Annotated in this window: 16 protein-coding genes; 8 read left to right on the plus strand and 8 right to left on the minus strand. The window is 72.3% G+C overall.

Going from position 1 to position 16582, the window contains the following annotated elements:
- Positions 1 to 28: 28 nt before the first annotated feature.
- The 4 genes from ABEA93_RS08205 (at position 29) to ABEA93_RS08220 (ending at position 3340) form a co-directional block, all read left to right on the plus strand.
- The gene (locus ABEA93_RS08205; RefSeq protein ID WP_345674669.1) at positions 29 to 1012 is read left to right on the plus strand and encodes a LysR family transcriptional regulator; all 984 of its coding nucleotides are present in this window, start codon (positions 29 to 31) and stop codon (positions 1010 to 1012) included.
- Positions 1013 to 1046: 34 nt separating this feature from the next.
- Positions 1047 to 1958, plus strand: coding sequence for an SDR family oxidoreductase (locus ABEA93_RS08210; protein ID WP_345674670.1), 912 nt, complete (start codon positions 1047 to 1049; stop codon positions 1956 to 1958).
- A 290-nt stretch (positions 1959 to 2248) separates the two neighbouring features.
- Entirely contained in the window at positions 2249 to 2647 is a 399-nt protein-coding gene (locus tag ABEA93_RS08215; RefSeq protein WP_345674939.1) for a MarR family winged helix-turn-helix transcriptional regulator, read from the plus strand.
- Positions 2648 to 2725: 78 nt separating this feature from the next.
- Complete coding sequence (locus ABEA93_RS08220; protein ID WP_345674671.1) at positions 2726 to 3340, plus strand: acyltransferase; 615 nt, start codon at positions 2726 to 2728, stop codon at positions 3338 to 3340.
- A 56-nt stretch (positions 3341 to 3396) separates the two neighbouring features.
- Here the strand turns inward: ABEA93_RS08220 and ABEA93_RS08225 are convergent, their stop codons facing one another.
- Complete coding sequence (locus ABEA93_RS08225) at positions 3397 to 3852, minus strand: winged helix-turn-helix transcriptional regulator (protein ID WP_345674672.1); 456 nt, start codon at positions 3850 to 3852, stop codon at positions 3397 to 3399.
- Between the two features lie 91 nt (positions 3853 to 3943).
- Between ABEA93_RS08225 and ABEA93_RS08230 the strand changes: the two genes are divergently transcribed.
- Positions 3944 to 5275 (plus strand): MFS transporter, encoded by a 1332-nt coding sequence (locus tag ABEA93_RS08230; RefSeq protein ID WP_345674673.1) that lies wholly within the window; start codon positions 3944 to 3946, stop codon positions 5273 to 5275.
- Here the strand turns inward: ABEA93_RS08230 and ABEA93_RS08235 are convergent.
- From ABEA93_RS08235 to ABEA93_RS08265, 7 genes are all read right to left on the minus strand, one after another.
- The gene (locus ABEA93_RS08235; protein ID WP_345674674.1) at positions 5170 to 6282 is read right to left on the minus strand and encodes a barstar family protein; all 1113 of its coding nucleotides are present in this window, start codon (positions 6280 to 6282) and stop codon (positions 5170 to 5172) included. The genes ABEA93_RS08230 and ABEA93_RS08235 overlap by 106 nt on opposite strands.
- A gap of 152 nt (positions 6283 to 6434) precedes the next feature.
- Entirely contained in the window at positions 6435 to 7394 is a 960-nt protein-coding gene (locus tag ABEA93_RS08240) for an electron transfer flavoprotein subunit alpha/FixB family protein (protein WP_345674675.1), read from the minus strand.
- 60 nt (positions 7395 to 7454) lie between these two features.
- The gene (locus tag ABEA93_RS08245; protein WP_345674676.1) at positions 7455 to 8216 is read right to left on the minus strand and encodes an electron transfer flavoprotein subunit beta/FixA family protein; all 762 of its coding nucleotides are present in this window, start codon (positions 8214 to 8216) and stop codon (positions 7455 to 7457) included.
- 465 nt (positions 8217 to 8681) lie between these two features.
- Positions 8682 to 10142, minus strand: coding sequence for an adenylosuccinate synthetase (locus ABEA93_RS08250; protein ID WP_345674677.1), 1461 nt, complete (start codon positions 10140 to 10142; stop codon positions 8682 to 8684).
- A gap of 34 nt (positions 10143 to 10176) precedes the next feature.
- Complete coding sequence (locus tag ABEA93_RS08255) at positions 10177 to 11181, minus strand: hypothetical protein (RefSeq protein WP_345674678.1); 1005 nt, start codon at positions 11179 to 11181, stop codon at positions 10177 to 10179.
- A gap of 40 nt (positions 11182 to 11221) precedes the next feature.
- Positions 11222 to 12472 carry a molecular chaperone DnaJ gene (locus ABEA93_RS08260; RefSeq protein ID WP_345674679.1) on the minus strand — a complete coding sequence of 417 codons (1251 nt, stop codon included), beginning with the start codon at positions 12470 to 12472 and terminating at the stop codon, positions 11222 to 11224.
- 5 nt (positions 12473 to 12477) lie between these two features.
- Positions 12478 to 13353 carry an NUDIX hydrolase gene (locus ABEA93_RS08265; RefSeq protein WP_345674680.1) on the minus strand — a complete coding sequence of 292 codons (876 nt, stop codon included), beginning with the start codon at positions 13351 to 13353 and terminating at the stop codon, positions 12478 to 12480.
- 191 nt (positions 13354 to 13544) lie between these two features.
- Here ABEA93_RS08265 and ABEA93_RS08270 point away from each other — a divergent pair, with 191 nt between their 5' ends.
- The 3 genes from ABEA93_RS08270 to ABEA93_RS08280 all read left to right on the plus strand — a co-directional run bounded on the left by ABEA93_RS08270 (position 13545) and on the right by ABEA93_RS08280 (position 16582).
- Complete coding sequence (locus ABEA93_RS08270; protein ID WP_345674681.1) at positions 13545 to 14534, plus strand: STM4015 family protein; 990 nt, start codon at positions 13545 to 13547, stop codon at positions 14532 to 14534.
- A 101-nt stretch (positions 14535 to 14635) separates the two neighbouring features.
- Positions 14636 to 15655 (plus strand): STM4015 family protein, encoded by a 1020-nt coding sequence (locus tag ABEA93_RS08275; RefSeq protein WP_345674682.1) that lies wholly within the window; start codon positions 14636 to 14638, stop codon positions 15653 to 15655.
- Positions 15656 to 15667: 12 nt separating this feature from the next.
- Entirely contained in the window at positions 15668 to 16582 is a 915-nt protein-coding gene (locus ABEA93_RS08280) for an STM4015 family protein (protein ID WP_345674683.1), read from the plus strand.

Raw genomic sequence — 16582 nt, forward strand, 5'->3', positions numbered from 1 at the left:
TCCGGGACCCATTCGGTAGTTTTCCTGAATGGACCTGAAGCGGCTGCGCATCCTCCAGACCCTCGCCCGGCACGGCACGGTCGCCGCGGCCGCGGAAAGCCTGCACCTGACCCCGTCGGCGGTGTCCCAGCAGTTGGCGGTGCTCGCCAAGGAGGCGGGCGTCCCGCTGCTGGAGCGCCACGGGCGCGGCGTCCGGCTCACCGGCGCGGCCCGCGTCCTGCTCACCCACGCGGACGCGATCGGCGTCCAGCTCGAACGCGCCCGCGCCGACCTGGCCGCGCACGCGCACGGCGGTGTCGGCGAAGCCCGGGTCGGCGGGTTCCCGACCGCGCTCGCGTCGCTCGTGGCGCCCGCGGTCGCGCATGTCCGGGACACCCACCCGGGCTGGCGGTTCGCGATCGTCGAGAAGGAGACCGAGGACGCCATCCCGCTGCTCGTCGCGGGCGAACTCGACCTCGCGGTGGTCATGAACTCGCCGCAGGTGCCGGCCGCCGACCACCCGACGCTGGTGCTGCATCCGCTGCTCAGCGAGCCCGTCCACATGGCGCTGCCCGCCGGCCACCCGCTCGCCGACCTCGCCGAACTCGACCTCGCCGCGCACCTCGTCGACGAGGAATGGGTGCTCACCGCGGAAGGCACCGCCTGCCACGCGCTCGCCGCGCAGGCCTGCGGCCAGGCCGGTTTCCAGCCGCGCGTTCGGCACCACGTCACCGACTTCGGCGCCATGTACGCGCTGGTCGCCGCCGGTCTCGGGGTGGCGATGATGCCGCACATGTCGCTCGCGTCGGCACCGCCCGGCGTCGCGGTGCGCCCGCTGCGCGCCCCCGCGCCGCGCCGCCACCTGTTCGCCGCGGTCCGCCGCGGCAGCGCCGCCACGCCGCTGCTGAACGCGCTCCGCGACCGCGCGGACGGGTTGGCGGAAAGCGTGCGGCGCCGTCCGCTGCCGCCCGCGGATCCCGGGCTCGCCCTCTCTCCCTCTGGCGTCCCCGGTTATCGTGACGCTATTGATTGAGCGTCAGCAATTGATCCGGGTCCAGGAGGACTGAATGGGCATCTGCGACGGCCGCGTGGTCGTGATCACCGGCGCGGGCAACGGCATCGGGCGCTCCCACGCGCTGGCATTCGCCGCGGAGGGCGCCAAGGTCGTCGTCAACGACCTCGGCGGCTCGCGCGACGGCACGGGCGCGTCCACGGGACCGGCGCAGGCCGTGGTCGACGAGATCGTCGCCGCGGGCGGCGAGGCCGTCGCGCACGCCGAGGACATCTCGACGTGGGACGGCGCGGCGTCGCTGATCCAGCTCGCGATCGACACGTTCGGCCGGATCGACGTGCTGGTCAACAACGCGGGCATCCTGCGCGACCGCATGCTGACCAACATGAGCGAAGCCGAGTGGGACGCGGTCATCAAGGTGCACCTGAAGGGCACCTTCGGCCCGGCGCACCACGCGGCCGCGCACTGGCGCAACCTGGCCAAGGCGGGCGAGGCCGTCGACGCGCGCATCATCAACACGTCGTCGCCGTCGGGCATCTTCGGCAACGTCGGGCAGACGAACTACGGCGCGGCGAAGGCCGGCATCGCCGCGTTCACGGTCATCGCCTCGCAGGAACTCGGCCGCTACGGCGTCACGGTCAACGCGATCGCCCCGACCGCGCTCACCCGCATGACCGAGGACCTGGCCGGCCTCATCGGCGACAAGTCCGAGGCGGCGGAGAAGCTCGCGCCGGAGAACATCTCGCCGTTGGTCGTGTGGCTCGGCTCGACCGCGTCGGCGGGCGTCACCGGCCGGGTCTTCTCGGTCGCCGGCGGCTCGATCTCGGTCGCCGAGGGCTGGGCCAACGGTCCGACCGTCGACAAGGGCAGCCGCTGGAGCCCGGCGGAACTCTCGGACGTCATCCCCGACCTGGTCGCGAAGGCGGCGCCGAACGCGGGCATGGACGGGAACCGCGTGCAGGACTGATCCACCCCTCGGTTCGACGGCAGGCTCCGGGTCCGCGTCCGCGGCCCGGAGCCTGCCGCTTTGCGCGGCGTGCCGCAGCCCCTTCCCCGGCCGACATCCCCGCGATCTCTTCGACGCGCCGCAACACCTCGGCCGGCACGCGGCGTTCCTCGCGCGGCAGGTCCAAGTATCTTTGCTCTCGAAGCCATGGAGGTGACGCGCCGGTGTCAACCGATCCGGGAGACGCCCCGGCCCGCGACGGCGCGCCGGGGGTCGACGTCGACGATGCGATCCGGACGCTGCTGCTGCTCATGCCGCGGATCGTCGGGCGGGCGAAGCGGCTCGGCGTGCCGCCCGAACTCCGGGGGTTCACGCTGGCGCCGCGGCATTTGTCGTTGCTCGCCTATCTGGTTTTCGACGGCCCGATGCCGGTCAACGAGCTGGCCGCGCGGCTGGAGGTCGCGCCGGCGACGGTGAGCCTGATGGTCGGCGACCTCGCCAGGCAGGGCATTCTGGAGCGCTCCCCCGACGCGTCCGACCGGCGCAAGGCCATCGTCGGGATCGCGGCGGCCCAGGAGCCCGCGATCCGGGCCTGGCTGGGCCGCAGCGCGGGGGCGTGGCGCAAGGCGCTGGAGCCGCTGACCCCGGCGGAGCGGGCGGTGTTCACAGGGACGCTGGCGGCGTACGAAGCGGCCCTCGGCGAGGAGTGAGGCCGGGCACCCACCAAACCTGACGCACCGTCAGCAATACTGGCTCCGCGGGGGAGCTGCGACGGAACGGAGACAGGCATGGCCCGGGTATACGAGATCGACTCCGTGGTCCCTGTGATCGACCCGACGGCGTTCGTGCACCCGGACGCCGTCCTGGTCGGCGACGTGATCATCGGCCCGCACTGCTACATCGGCCCGCTGGCCAGTCTCCGCGGCGACTTCGGCCGGATCACCGTGGGCGCGGGCGCGAACGTCCAGGACGGCTGCGTCGTGCACTGCTTCCCCGGCACCGACACGGTCGTCGAAGAAGACGGCCACATCGGCCACGGCGCGATCCTGCACGGCTGCCGCGTCGGCCGCGGCGTCCTGGTCGGCATGAACGCGGTCGTCATGGACGGCGTCGACCTCGGCGCGTACGCCTTCGTCGCCGCCAACAGCTTCGTGAAGGCGGGCACCGTCGTCCCCGAAAAGCACCTCGCGGCGGGGTCCCCCGCGAAGGTGACCCGCGAACTCTCCGACGCCGAACTCGCCTGGAAGGCCAACGGCACCAAGGTCTACCAGGACCTCGCCGCCCGCTCCCTCGTCAGCCTCCGCCCGGCCACGGCCCTCACGGCCGTCGAACCCGACCGGCGCCGGGTCAGCACCGACGCGTCGGTGGCGGAGCCGCTGCACACGTACCGCGAGAAGCACTGACGCAAGGCCCGCACCCGGCCCGGGTCGGCCGCCGACCGGGCCGGGTCAGGCCGGGGTCACTCCCCCTCCGGCACCTTCCGCACTTCCGTCTCCGGCGCTTCCACACGCCGGCCGTCCGCGGCGCGGATCTCCAGCGGGGCCAGCGGCTTGCCGTCGCGGCGGTCGAGGAGTTCCGACCGGGGCTCGCCGGGTTCGAAGAAGTGCCGCTCGCCCCACTGGCGCAGGGCGACCACGACCGGGAACAGGTCGCGGCCCCGGGGCGTGAGCACGTACTCCTGGTAGGGGCTGCCGTCCGCGGCAGGCTGCCGGTCGAGGATCCCGGCGTCGACGAGGCCGCGCAGCCGCGCGGTGAGGATGTTCTTGGCGATCCCGAGCCCGCGTTGGAAGTCGCCGAATCGCCGGCTCCCGTCGAACGCGTCGCGCACGATGAGCAGCGACCACCAGTCGCCGATCGCGTCGACGGACCGCGCGACCGGGCACGGCTCCGCGTCGAACCGGGTGCGTTTCACCATCTCCGGGCCTCCCGGGCTTTCGTGGTTGCATCATGCTACCACTAACGGCTACGTTCCTCTGGTTTCATCTTGAAACCAGAGAGGAGCCGCCGTGCCCGCACTGCGCCCCAACGCCCCCACCGGCCTCCCGCCCGGAGCCGCACTCCTGTTCGCCGTCGCCGCGGGCGCCTCGGTGGCGAACGTGTACTTCGCGCAACCGCTGCTCGCCACCCTCGGCGCCGACTTCGGCATCGGCGAGCGCGCCGTCGGCGCCGTCGTCACCCTCACCCAGCTCGGCTACGGCATCGGCCTGCTGCTGCTCGTACCGCTGGGCGACCGGCTCGACCGCAAGCGCCTCGCCGTCGCCCAGATGCTGGCGCTGGCCTTCGCGCTGACCGCGGTCGCGACGGCGCGGTCCCCGGGCGTGCTCTTCGCGGCCTTCGCCGCCGTCGGGCTCCTCGCGGTGGTGACGCAGCTCCTCGTCGCGTCGGCCGCCGCACTCGCCGACGACACGTCCCGCGGACGCGTGGTGGGCACGGTCACCGCCGGGATCGTGGTCGGGATCCTGCTCGCGCGCACCGTCGCCGGGCTGCTCGCGGACGCCGCGGGCTGGCGCTCGGTGTACGCGGCATCGGCGGTGCTGAGCGTCGCCGTCGCGGCCGCACTCGCGCGCATCCTCCCGTCCGGCGGCGCCCGGCCGACACCGCCCCCGTACCGCAAGCTGCTCGGCTCGCTGCCGGAACTCCTGCGCACCGAACCGCTGTTCCGGCAACGCGCGGTGATCGCGCTGCTGCTGTTCGCATCGTTCGGCACCCTGTGGAGCAGCGTCGCCCTGCCGTTGAGCGAACCGCCGTACACGCTCTCGCACTCCGCCATCGGCGCCTTCGGCCTGGCAGGCGCGGCCGGCGCCCTCGCCGCGTCCCCCGCCGGACGCCTCGCCGACCGCGGCTACGCCCGCCACGTCACCGGCGGCGGACTCGCCCTGCTGACCCTCTCGTGGCTGCCCCTCGCGGCAACCACCTCGACCCTGTGGGCGCTGGCAGCAGGGGCCATCGTCCTGGACCTGGCGGTACAAGCCGTCCACGTCACGAACCAAACGGTGCTCTACGCCTTGCGCCCCGACGCGGGCAGCAGCCTCATCGGCGGCTACATGGTCTTCTACTCCCTCGGCAGCGCCTTGGGCGCCATCACCGCAACCACCCTGTACGCCGCGGCCGGCTGGCACGCGGTATGCGCCCTGGGCGCGTCCTTCGCCCTGGCGGGTCTGGGGGTATGGGCACTCGGCGAGCGCGGGGCACGCCGCGCTCGTTCGTCCGCGGCCGCGACGGCGTCGGGAGGTCAGGACATCCGCACGTCGACGCCGGAACTCCGCAAAAGGTCCACACAGTCGGCGAACCACGAGGCATCGGCCTCGGCCGCGTGCCGGGCCGCCACTTCGGAGTGACGCCAGACCAGGGTGAACGGAGTTCTGGCCCCGTACCCGCCGCTCAGGCAATCGTCCAACGCGTCGAGGCATCTGCCGAAGTATCCGCCCGGACCGTTGACGGCCTCGCCCAAGGCGCAAAAGAAGCCGGTCTCGTCGGTGACCTCGCTGCCGTCGAGTTCGTGGACGGCCCCGGCGGGGCTGTCGGACGTACCGACGGCGAAGCCCGCGCGGGCGGGGACCGCCCAGGACAGCCATTCCGCTCGGCCCCGGGCGGCTAGCCCGATCCACGAACCCGGCTTCGTAGGCCTGCCGTTCAGCCACAGATCCCACACCGCGGCGGCATCCACGACCGGGCGCGTCCAGGCGGGGCCGGTCACGGTGATGTCGAGGAGCCCGTCGCCGAGGCGGGACGGCCGCGCGTCGCCGACGGTGATGCTGCAGGACTCCGTGTGGGCGACATCGCCGTCTCGGTCGAGGAGATACAGCAACACGGGGCCGATGCCTCGGCGGCGGGGGTTCGTGGAAGCGAGGATGCGGCGGAGGCCGTCGCCGGGCGCGCAACCGACCAAGGTCATCGGGACGTCGGGTTCGTCGTCGTAGGTGACGAACCAGGACTCTTGGCGGAAGGTGCCGAGTTCGCGGGCCGTGTCGCCCTGGTGGGCCCGGAGCCGGTAGCCCGAGGAGAAGGGGAAATGCGTATACGGAGGCGCGCTGGTGCCGGGGATGGCGCCCCCGTCGCCGTATTCGACCACGACATCGTGTCGGCGGAGATCGCGCAGGCAGGGCCGGATGTCGACGAGGTGCGGGGCGTCGGCGTAGTAGCCCCCGATCGCGTCGCCGTCGCGGTCGAGTTCCTCCCATTCCAGATAGGACGGCCGCGCCGGGGACGCAAAGGCCTCGCTGATGGCGTCGGCCGACGAGCAGCCCAGCAGCACGAGCCGATTCCTCGGCGGTGTGTCATCGGGAACGAACAGGCCGTCGATGTCCCGGCATTCGCCGAGGACTTCGTCTTCGTCCGCGTTCATGAGCCGGAACTTCGGGTCGGTGATGGCGCCTCCTCGGGATCGGGGAGCCGACAGTAGCCGACGGGGCCGCGCCGACGAACACCGGAACGCCACAGGCCCCCGATTCCGTGCGGAATCGGGGGCCGGTGTGGTGAAGCGGTAGGCCTGGGGCCTTACTTGCGCTTGTTGATCTCTTCTTCCAGCTGCGGGACGACCTTGAACAGGTCGCCGACCACGCCGTAGTCGACCAGGTCGAAGATCGGTGCGTCCTCGTCCTTGTTGATGGCGACGATGGTCTTGGAGGTCTGCATGCCCGCGCGGTGCTGGATCGCGCCGGAGATGCCCGCGGCGATGTAGAGCTGCGGGGAGACCTGGGTGCCGGTCTGGCCGACCTGGTGGCTGTGCGGGTACCAGCCGGCGTCGACGGCGGCGCGCGAGGCGCCGACCGCGGCACCGAGGGAGTCCGCGAGGCGCTCGATGACCACGAAGTTCTCGGCGCCGTTCACGCCGCGGCCGCCGGAGACGACGATGTCGGCCTCGGTCAGCTCGGGGCGGTCGGACTTCTCGCGCGGGGCGCGCGAGACGATCTTCGTGCCGGTGGCGGCCCGGGAGAACTCGACCGAGACGGACTCGACGGCGGGGGTGGCCGGGGCCTCCTCCGGGGTCGCCGCGTTCGGCTTGACGGTGATGACCGGCGTGCCCTTGGTGACGTGCGCGCGGACCTGGTACGTGGCGGCGAAGACCGACTGCTCGGTCTCCGGGCCGTTCTCGCCGGCGACCACGTCGACGGCGTCGGTGATCAGGCCCGAGCCGAGGCGCACCGCGACGCGGGCGCCGATCTCGCGGCCGTCGGCGGACGACGGCACGAGGATGGCGGCCGGGTTCGCCGACTGCGCGATCTGCGCGAGCGCGTCGGCCTTCGGGACGACGAGGTAGTCGTCGATTTCGGCGGCGTCGACGACGTACACCTTCTGGGCGCCGTAGCGGCCCAGGGTCTCGGTCGCGGCGTCGGCGCCCTTTCCGAGGAAGACCGCGGACGGCTCGCCCAGGCGGCGCGCCAGGGTCAGCAGTTCCAGGGTCGGCTTGCGAACGGCTCCGTCGACGTGGTCGACGAGAACGAGGATCTCACCCACAGCATTCTCTCCTTGTCCGGTGAAGCCCGGGGATAGTCGTAAGGTCCGGTGCTGCCCGACTCAGATGAACTTCTTCGCGGCGAGGAACTCCGCGAGCTTCACGCCGCCGTCGCCCTCGTCCTCGACGACCTCGCCCTTGCTGCGCGGCGGGCGGGCGGTGGCGGAGTCGACCGTCGACCAGGCGGCGGACAGGCCGACCTCGTCGGACTCGACGCCCAGGTCGTCCAGGTCCAGGTTCTCCAGCGGCTTCTTCTTCGCCGCCATGATGCCCTTGAACGACGGGAAGCGGGCCTCGCCGGTGCGGTCGGTCACGGACACGACGGCGGGCAGGCTCGCCTCGATCGTCTCGGACGCGACGTCGCCTTCGCGGCGGCCCTTGACCACGCCGCCCTCGACCTTGACCTCGTCGAGGAAGGTCACCTGCGGGACGCCGAGGCGCTCGGCGAGCATCGCCGGGACGACGCCCATGTTGCCGTCGGTCGAGGCCATGCCGCAGACGACCAGGTCGTAGCCGGACTTCTCGATCGCCTTCGCGAGGATCAGCGACGTGCCGAGCGCGTCGGTGCCCTGGATGTCGTCGTCGTTGACGTGGATCGCCTTGTCGCCGCCCATCGCGAGCGCCTTGCGCAGCGCGTCCTTGGCGTCGTCGGGGCCGACCGTCAGGTAGGTGATCTCCGCCTCGACACCCGACTCGACGATCTGCAGCGCCTGCTCGATCGCGTACTCGTCGAGTTCGGAGAGCAGCGAGTCGACCGACTCGCGGTCGGACGTGCCGTCCTCGTTGAACCCGCGGTCACCGGTGGCGTCGGGCACGTACTTCACGCAGACAACGATTTTCACAACAGTTCTCCTGTGGTCGTCCGGTCACCCAGGTGCCGGTCCGAGGGTGTCATGCCCGTCCGAAGACGCCGCTATGGCCCCACCCGGCAGCTTGCTCAGAGCCGGGTGTTCGATCACTCCCGCATCATTGCATCTGCGCAGCAGTACTCCTGTACGGCGTCCCCGGCAGCAGGAACGGCTCCGGCCCCTTCGGTCCTGTGATGTCCGCCCCGAGACGTCCTGCCCACGCGCGGCGGTGCGCACGCACGCGGACAAACGCTTCGGCACGCCCATCATGTGACGGTCCGTCAACTTTCTGGGTCGAGACTACGCGCCCCCGGAAGGGAACCTGACCACCGCCCCGGCAAACGGGCGAATGATCCGCTTTCCTCCCGGCGCTCGAACGCGCGCCTCATCTTGTTACTGGACAGTAACACCAGTCTATCGGGCCTGTCACCGGCCGATTCGTCATCGGGCGGGCGTGTCGGCGGCCCGATCGGCCGGACGCGGCACCGCGGTCGTGATCGCCTGCTTGTCGCCCGTGCGCGGACCATACGAATGCAGTACAACCGGTGCGCCGAGGGCCTCGGCGACCGCGGCCGACCAGGCGGCGGCCGCGCCCCGGGTGTTCGACTCCGACAGGGTCCCCCGCTCCCCCGGCGCCACCGGCGAAACGGGCGGCACCGAAGGGACCTGCGGAACCGGCTCCACCCACGCCGACGCGCGCAGCAGACGGGCCGTCAGTTCCGCTTGGCGGTCCAGGTCGCCGGGCGCGCCGACGGGCAGCCGGGACACCTGGCGGCCGTCGATCGCGTAACCACGGCAGATCCGCAGACCCGGATGGCGCAGCGGTGCGTCGAGATGGGTGAGCGCGACGGCGTCGACGCCGCCGCACACGTCGACGGCGTAGCGGTGTGCGACCGCGTCGAAGTGGCCGACCCGGAAGGCGCCCTGCCAGCGCCCGGTGCCGTTGTGCGCGTCGGGGAGCGCGGCGGTCGCGGCGGTGTCCTCGGTGGGGAGGGGGCCCGGGCCGTGGCGGGTGGTGTAGGCCCGGACGACGCCCAGGCGCAGCGCGTCGCCGGCCAGACCCGCCTCGGCGAGCAGGGCCTCCGCGTTGGCGAAGGTCGTCGTGGACCACGTGGTGTAGGGGTGGAAGCCGTGCCATTCGTCCAGCAGGACGCCTTGGGCGCCTTCGAAGACGACGCGGGTCGTGCGGAGCAGGCGGGCGCCGTACGCGCGGTCCACCAGCCGCACCGCGGCGCCGAACGACTGATACACGGTGGCGCACGCCTCGACGGGCGGGACGTCGGGGAGCGGCCCGAGTTCGTCGGTGAGCCGGTCGTGGAGGGCACGGAGTCGGGCGCGCAGCCGTTCGGGTGCGTCGCAGTCGCCCGCACGCGGCGAGGTGTCGGGGTGTGCGAGGGCGTATGCGGCCGTCTCGCCGATGCCCATGCCGCACGAGCCGTGCCGCCCGGCGCCGCGGGCTTGTTCACGGAGCCGGTTGGCGGCGACGTGGTACGGGGTGGTGAGCAGCGCTTCGCGGTCGACGGTGAGGCGGCCGAACGGGTCGGGGACGCCGAGCGCCTCCAGGTGGTCGGCCTCCGCGGTGAGCGCGAGCGGGTCGACGAGCATGAAGCGCGACAGATGGGTCTCGACTCCGGGGGTGAAGGAGCCGGAGCCGAACTGGGCGAAGGTGTGGTGGCGCCCGTCGTCGGTGACGACGTTGTGCGCGGCCTGCGCGCCGCCGTTGAAGCGGACGACGGCGCCGAAGCCGCCGCCGGCCGCGTTTCCGCGGTCGGCGGCGGCTTGGCACAGGTGCGCCACGACCGTGCCTTTGCCGGCGTCCCCGAAGCCGAGGTCGACGACGGCGGTGTGGCGTGGTGCGGAATGGCGTGGTGCGGAGCCGTTCAGTGGGGCCGTCCCTGGCATCGCGGTGAGGGGCTCTGGTGCGGGGTGTCCCGGCTCAGAGCCGGGTCGTCCCGGCGGCCGGGGCGTCCCCGTCGAGTCCCGGCAGGCTTCCGGTGGTGGCGACGGGGCCGCCGCGGCCTTCCGCGTAGGACGCGAGAGCGCGCGAGACCGAGCCGACCTGGTTGTCGGCGGCGCCGACGTCGCGCAGGTGGCCGAGTCCTTCGTCGAGGTCGATGGCGTCCTCGGCAAGGCCGATGGTCAGCGCGATGGTTTCGCAGACCGCGTCGAGGTCGTCGAGTTCGATGACGTTCTGCCGCAGCAGCTTGCGCCAGATGCCGAGGACTTCGGTGTCGCCGACGTACGACGTGCCGGCCGGGAGGATGTAGTACACCTCGAACTTGCGCTGCAATTCGGCCACGATCGCCTCGATCGGGATGTCCTCGCCGATCGTGTCGCCGATCACCGCGTCGACCTCGCGGCGCTTCACCCGGTTGTACGGCATCTCGTCGCCGATGATGAACAGGTAGCCGCGCTTGCCGCGCTTGTCGAGGCAGTCGAGTTCGGTGTGCCGGGCCATGAAGTACAGGGCCAGTTCGTACGATTCGGTCTTCTGCCCGCCGCCTCCCCCTTCCAGCAGGATGTTGCCGAGCTGGTCGTCCATGCGGTTGTCGGACTCGAACTGGCCGACCTGCAGCGGCACGCGGTCGCACGTCGCGTCGCCGATCGCGCCGAACAGGATCTGCGGGTGGTCGACGTAGCCCTTGCGCAGCAGCAGGCCGAAAAGCTCCGGCAGCTTGGTCTGCAGGGTGACCGGCACCGAGCCCATGGAGCCGGTGACGTCGAACAGCACGGATATGGCGAGGGACGTGGGGTGTTCGTCGCTGTCCCGGCTCTCCCGGACGCCGACGCCGCGCGGGTCGAGGTCGGCGTGCGCCGCCCACTTGTCGCGCGGGATGCTGCCGCGGGTGCTGTCGCTGTAGTCGAAGGCACTGCGGCCCATGCGCGCGTTGAGGCTCTGCGCGGCGTCGTAGACGTTGGTGGACCAGTTGCCGCTTCCCATGGTTTCCCTCCGAGGGGGATGTCTTTCGGTCAGGGGGTGCTCAGCGCCGGCCCGGCATGCTGAACGGCCGGAACTTGCGCGGGCCGTACAGGCGGCCGAGCAGCTCGTCGAGTTCGCCGAGGAGCTTCCACGCGTCGTGCGGACGGCGCGCCGGGGCGGGCAGGGTGCAGCCGCGGGCGAAGCGGAACAGCGGCTTCGGTGCGCCGGGTTCGAGCAGGTACGTCATGCAGCGGGTGGCCATGAAGATGTCGGTCGACGTGTCCGGCGGCTGCTTCCCGGGCACTTCCGGCGGGTATAGGTCGGCGAACCGGTCGAGCATCGCCGGGACGTGCTCCGCGGCCGGGTGGAAGCCGGCGGGCCGCGGAGTCGTCCCGCCGTCGGACCCGCCGGGCGGCGGCACGCCTCCGCCGGACTTCCGGCCGGTCGACAGCTTGAACGACGGGCCGATCGGCGGACCGGTGAGCACGCGACCGCCCGGGCCCGGCGCGACCGGTTCGAGGACGGTCGCGTAGCACCAGTCGACGAGGACCAGGCCGTGCTCGCGCGGCTCGATGAGCACGTGGTCGGGCACGACGGCGCCGTGCACGACGCCGGCGCGGTGCGCGTAGCCGAGGGCGACCAGCAGACGGCGCCACATCCACGCGACGTCGCGGGCGTCCAGCCCGTCCGGGTACGCCTCGCGGACTTCGGTCAGCGAGCGGAAGCCGCGCACCCGGGCGACGACGTTGGCGCGGCGTTCGCTGCCGGAGCCGGCGTCGCGGTGCCGGAAGGACTCGACGAGCCCGGGCACGTACGCCCGGTACTCCGGGTCGCCGTCCCGGCCGATCCGCTCGAGGGCCGCGGCCTCGCGCTCCATGAGGTCGTTGTCGGCGACCGAGCGCGGGATCTTCAGCAGGGCGCGGACCTCGCCGCCGTCGGCGTCGGCGTAGGTGACCTTGAGCAGGTTCGCGACGTCGCCGCGGGCCCGCTCGCCGCCGACGGAGTAGGCACGTTTCCGGGTGGTGACGACGACTTGGCGGCCCGTCACTCCGGTGATGGTCTGCTGGTAGCGCAGCCACAGTTCGGCGAGCCGCGTGAAGACCGCTTGGGCGGCGGCTTTGCGGTCGTCGGGGACGGTGTCCGGGTGCAGCATGCGCGCGAGGGCGCGGTAGCGGCGGCCGCCGGAGCGCAGGCAGGCCTCCGGGGTGCCGTCGTAGGGCCCGAAGAGGTCGTCGGGTTCGGTGGCCCCGCCGACCAGTTCGAGTGCTTCTTCCAGGGTCTTCGGCAGCGCGGGCGCCGTACGTGGGGGCATGCCGGTCACTGGTTTCCCTCCCGGGACGGGCGCAGCAGCGCCGGGTGCAGCAGGCGGGCGCCGCCGGCCCGGTAGAGCCGGGCGCGCCTGCCGCCGCGGGCGCCGCCGCGGGCGGTGGTGGTGTCGGTGTCCTCGACGAAGCCGGGCACGGACAGCACCTTGCGGTGGAAGTTGCCGGGGTGCAGGGGTTCGCCCCACACCGCTTCGTAGACCTCGCGGAGTTCCGTGACGGTGAACTCGGGGCCGGTGAAGGCGGTTGCGAGGGGCGTGTATTCGAGCTTGGCGCGGGCGCGCTCCAGACCGTCGGAGAGGATCCGCGCGTGGTCGAAGGCGAGTTCGCCGGGGTCGAGGGTGTCGACGGGGGTCCAGGACGCGGCGGCGGCGTCGCCGCCCGCGGTGGCGTCGGGCAGGTCGGGGGCGAACGCCAGGTACGCGACGGAGACGACGCGCATGCGAGGGTCCCGACCGGGTGCGCCGTACGTGCCGAGCTGCTCCAGGTGGAGGCGCGGGATCGGCGGACGGGCGGCGGTCGCACGGCCGTTGGCCGCGCCGGATCCGGATCCGCGGGACTGCCCGGCCTCGCCGCCCCCGTGCGCGGCGAGGCCGGTCTCCTCGGCGAGTTCGCGGACCGCGGCGTCGTCGAGGTCTTCGTCCTCGGCGGCGCGCACGAAGCCGCCGGGGAGGGCGAGGTGCCCGGCGTAGGGCATGCCGCCGCGGCGGATCGTCAGCACGTGGAGTGCCTTGGCGCCGGTGTCGTCGCGGTGCCGGATGGTGAGGGCGACGACGTCGACCGTGACGGCGACGGGCGCGAACGCCCGCGGGTCGTAGGCGGCAAGCCAGGCTTGCTCGTTGGGCCCGTGGGGTGATCCGACCGCCGGCATGGTTCCGCCCTCGCCTTGGTTGTTCTCATTCTGAGAATTTCTTGCCCTGAGAACAACTTAGCGCGTCGGGTGGGGCGGGCGCAGCAGGGTTTTCCCTCAGGCGGGAGCGCGGGGGCGCGAGCCGGGGGCGGAGCGGGCGTGCGCGGCCCACTCCCCGCCCGGCAGTCACCGCGCTCTGGTAGGCATGTGCCATGTCGAGATACGCCCGCGAAGAGCGGTTCGTTGGCCTGCCCGTGGTCGAGCTTCCCGCGTTGCCGAATCCCAAGGGGACACGGGCCGACAATGCCGCGGCGCGGCAGGCGAAGCCGTTGCCGGCGGCGGCCGACGCGGCGTGGCGGTTGCGGATCGACAGTTATCCGCGCACCGAGAAGTTCGCGGAGCACGTCGCGCGGTTCCTCGACACCGTCGACACCGCGCAGGTGTCCGCGCTGCTGGTCGGCATGTGGGAGCCCGGCGAGGACTCGAAGGAGGCCGTCCGCCTGCTCGCCGGTGCCGCCGAGCGGCTCCCCGGGCTGCGGCACCTCTTCTTCGGCGACATCACGTCGGAGGAGAACGAGATCTCCTGGATCCTGCAGTGCGATCTCACCCCGCTGTTCGACGCGTTCCCGCGGTTGGAGACGCTGATCGTCAAGGGCGGCCAGGACGCGGTCCTGCACCCGGTGCGGCACGTGAGCCTGCGGCATCTGGAGTTCCGCACCGGCGGGCTCCCCGGCAATGTGGTGCGCGCGTTGAGCGCGAGCACGTTCCCGGCGCTGGAGACCCTCGACCTCTGGCTCGGCGTCGAGGACTACGGCGGCACCGCGACCGTCCGCGACATGGACGGCATCCTCCGCGGCACCGGCCTGCCCGCGCTCACCCGCCTCGGCCTGATGAACAGCGAGATCCAGGACGAGATCGCCGCCGCCGTCGCGGCCGCCCCGATCGTCTCCCGGCTCTCCGAACTCGACCTGTCCATGGGCACCTTGGGCAACGAAGGCGCCGAAGCCCTGCTCACCGGCCAGCCCCTCGGGCACCTCCGCACGCTGGACCTGAGCCACCACTTCATGTCCGAGGCCATGCGGAAGCGCGTCGAGGCCGCCTTCTCGGGGACCGGCGTCACGCTCGTCGCCTACGGCGAGCAGGAGCCCGACGAAGACGAGGACGAAGACGAGTTCTGGCGCTACGTCGAGGTCTCCGAATGACCCGCGGAACCGCCTGCCACGCGCCGGAGCAGCACCGCACGTCCCCACGCGGCGTCCTGCCGCCTGTCTGACCACACACACCCGGGAGCAAGGAGCAGCGCATGGGCCTCTACGAATTCGCCCCCTACTTCGGCGGCCTTCCGGTCGCCGACCTCCGTCCGAGCACCTCGGAAGCGACGTCGATCGAGCCGGGCACCCAGCCGTCCCCCAATTACGGCGAGCCCGAGGTCTACGGCGTCGGACCCGCCGAATACGCCGCCGACGCGATCGCCTGGCGGATCCGCGTCGACCCGTGGGAAGAAGACGTCACCTTCGAAGAGCTCTTCCAGTACTTCCTCGACTCCGTCGACACCACGCGGGTCACCGCCCTGCTGTGCGGGTGCTGGGACGAGGAGCTCTCCGAGGAGAGCCCCGCCCTCGCCATGCTCGTGGAGAACGCCGCCAAGTTCCCCAACCTGCGGCACCTCTTCCTCGGCGACGTCGTCCAAGAGGAGTCGGAGATCTCCTGGATGACGATCGGCCGCCTCACTCCGGTCCTGCGCGCGTTCCCGCAGCTCGAGGAACTCGTGGTGCGGGGCGGCGACAACGAGGGCGAAGCCGCCCTGGAGCCGCTGCGCCACGAAGGGCTGCGCAAGCTGACCTTCGAGAGCGGCGGCCTGGGAGCCGGTGTGATCACCGCCCTCGGCCTGTGCGAATTCCCGGCGTTGGAAAGCCTGGACGTCTGGATGGGCATAGCCGCGTACGGCGGCGACGCCACCGCCGACGACCTCGCCGAGCTGCTGTCCGGCGTACGCCTCCCGGCCCTGCGCCACCTCGGCCTCATGAACAGCGAGATCCAGGACGCGGTGGCCGCCGCCGTCGCCGGCGCCCCGCTCACCGCCCGCCTCGAATCCCTCGACCTGTCGATGGGCACGCTCGGCGACGAAGGCGCCGAAGCGCTCCTCGCCGGACAGCCCCTCACCCACCTGAAGCGGCTGCGCATCAACCACCACTTCATCTCGGACCCGACGTCCGAGCGCCTCCGCAAGACGCTGCGCCCGCTCGGCGTCACCGTCGACATCGACAGCCCCGAGGCGCTCCGCGACTGGGGCAGCGGCCGCTACGCCGAAGTCACCGAGTAGGCGGACGGCATCGTGACCGCGAACCACTTTCAGGCCTTCGGCGGGCTGCCGGTCGAGGACGTGCCCGGCGCCGGCGAGCCGTGGCCGGGCACCGCGGAGCTGTACGCGTGGCGCGTGCGGGTGCTGCACGACGACGAGACGTGGTCCGAGCGGTTCGCTCGGTTCCTCGACGAGGTCGACGGCGGCGCGGTCCGGGCGCTGCTCGTCGGCGACTGGAATGCCGAGTACGGCGACGACTCCCGCGAGGCGGTGGCCGCGATCGCGGCCGCCGCCGACCGGCTGCCGAACCTGGCCGCGCTGTTCGTCGGCGACATCGCGTACGAAGAGTGCGAGCTGTCGATGATCGAGCACGACGACCTGACCGCGCTGCCGACCGCCTACCCGCGGCTCGAAGAGCTGGGCGTCCGCGGCTCGTGGGCGTGGTTCGCGCCGTACCTGCGGCACACCGGCCTGCGCACCCTCACGGTGGAGGGCTGCGGGCTCCTCGACGAGATGGTGCGCGGCATCGCCGCCGGCGATTTCCCCGCGCTGACCCGGGTCGAACTGTGGTTCGGCGACCACGAGCACGCGGTCGACGCGGTCACCGAGGTCACGGAGCTGCTGCGCAGCCACGGCCTCCCCGCGCTCACCCACCTGGGCCTGCGCAACTGCGACCGGACCGACGCGCTCGCGGCCGCACTCGCCGTGGAGCCGCTGACCGCGCAACTGCGGACGATCGACCTGTCCATGGGCACCCTGAGCGACGCGGGGGCGGAAGCGCTGCTGTCCGGGCAGCCGCTCGGCCACCTCGAATCCCTGGACCTGACCCACCACTTCCTGTCCACGACCATGATCAAGCGAGTCGAAGCGGCTCTGCCGGTAGGGAAGTTGGCGAAGGCGGAAGTGGATCCCAAGTTCGAGGCCCGGTTCATCGAGGTGCGGGAGTAG

The sequence above is a fragment of the Yinghuangia aomiensis genome, assembly GCF_039542225.1.
Lineage (GTDB): Bacteria > Actinomycetota > Actinomycetes > Streptomycetales > Streptomycetaceae > Yinghuangia > Yinghuangia aomiensis.